The 1026-nt window shown below is 48.7% G+C and carries 2 protein-coding genes; one reads left to right on the top strand and one right to left on the bottom strand.

Annotation, left to right across the window (positions count from 1 at the left end):
* Positions 1 to 207: hypothetical protein (locus tag ABYP33_RS19640; RefSeq protein ID WP_373093090.1), on the top strand; the 207-nt coding region annotated here is incomplete at its 5' end.
* Positions 208 to 258: 51 nt separating this feature from the next.
* Here ABYP33_RS19640 and ABYP33_RS19635 read toward each other — a convergent pair.
* Positions 259 to 1026, bottom strand: a 768-nt coding sequence (locus ABYP33_RS19635; RefSeq protein ID WP_373093088.1) for a TonB-dependent receptor domain-containing protein, incomplete at its 5' end; no start/stop codon positions are given.

Here is a 1026-nt window from a genome sequence, read left to right as displayed (position 1 = left end):
GTCGCCAAGATTAATGCCCCGGAAAATGAGTCTTTAGAGGCGGTCATCGCCGCGCATATCAAGCATATTCTCACCGAGACCAAGGGCCGAGTAGACGGCCCTTATGGCGCGGCTAAACGTTTAGACATCAATGTCAGTACCTTGCGCGCCAAGTTGCGAAAGTTGGGTATTGATGCCAATGCGTTCCGACCCATATCAGGGGATTAAATCGATTGTCCTTGGTGTATTCTTTGTCGTACTTAAACTCCTTGGCGAAAATTAAAAACTATACTTTACCTCCACGCTGAATGATTGCGGCGGTGCGGGGTAGCGACCAGATGGGCTCACATCAATGCCTCGAAAATAATATTCTTTATTAAATAGATTATTCGCAGCCAGTCCGGTGTAAAGCGCTTTGCCGCTAGCAAGAGGCAAGGTTTTACTCAGCTGTAAATTCCAAACCGTGTAGGACGGTAGCTTACCCGTAGTACCACTCGCATCCTCCGCTCGGGTATTGGCAGTGTCGCTGAAGCCGCTGCTGAAATAAAAGCCAGATAGCGTCATATCAAGATAAGCAAAAGCGTAACTAGCGTCCCAGGACAGTTGATGCTCAGAGGCATAAGGCAGTTCTTTGCCGCTATTTGCACCTTCGCGTTGCTCGCTATCTAGGTAATTATATGCCGCGTGCAACTTTAAAGAACTCAGACTAATCGGTGAGTAGCTACTTTCTAGCTCAAAACCTTGGTGACGTGTTTCTCCTACATTGTCGAAGCTCTGCTGTGTGCTGTTGTATATCAGCTGATCGGTGAAGTCGATTTGATATACCGACAAACTCAATGATGCATTTGAATTTGCGGCGATTCGAGCCCCAGCCTCATAGTTCCAAGCCAGTTCGGCGCCTTCTTCTCCGGTGCCACGTATTACGGCAATTTGCGGTGCGCGCAAGGAGCGCTGGGCGTTGGCGAATACGAATAAATTTTGATTTACTTCGTATCCTACCGTAAGTCCGGGTAACAGCTCGGTGACGGAATTGTCGGTCACGGCGGC

The organism is Zhongshania sp., assembly GCF_041584495.1.
GTDB lineage: Bacteria > Pseudomonadota > Gammaproteobacteria > Pseudomonadales > Spongiibacteraceae > Spongiibacter.
The sequence above is the reverse complement of the archived record's forward strand: the minus strand, read 5'-3'. Positions and strand labels throughout refer to the sequence as shown.